Source organism: Stenotrophomonas sp. SrG, from assembly GCF_050031795.1.
GTDB lineage: Bacteria > Pseudomonadota > Gammaproteobacteria > Xanthomonadales > Xanthomonadaceae > Stenotrophomonas > Stenotrophomonas rhizophila_A.
Map to the genome: position 1 here is coordinate 1 of NZ_JBNBBE010000560.1, position 253 is coordinate 253.

Annotated in this window: 1 protein-coding gene; it reads right to left on the reverse strand. The window is 70.4% G+C overall.

All coding sequences use genetic code 11. From position 1 onward, the window contains the following. Nucleotides 1-61: 61 nt before the first annotated feature. The coding region (locus tag ACQG3P_RS20860) for a hypothetical protein (protein ID WP_426806119.1) at nucleotides 62-253 on the reverse strand (192 nt) is incomplete at its 5' end.

Genomic DNA, 253 nt, shown 5'->3' on the forward strand with positions numbered 1-253 from the left:
GTCAGGTACTGGTCGCGGATATTGCCCGCGCCGATGATCCCGACGCCGATCGGCGACCCCATCAGCGCGCCGCCCGCTCGTCGAGGAAGAGCCGGCTCTGCTCGATGCCGTCGAACAGATCGCCCGAGTAGGTGTCGAACTCGACGATCGCGAACTCCAGAGCGGATGCCGCGTCCAGCGCCTCCGCGAGCGGCACGCTGCCGGTGCCCGCGGGCACCTGATCGGCCGGTGGGTAGGCCGTGATGGCCTCGGG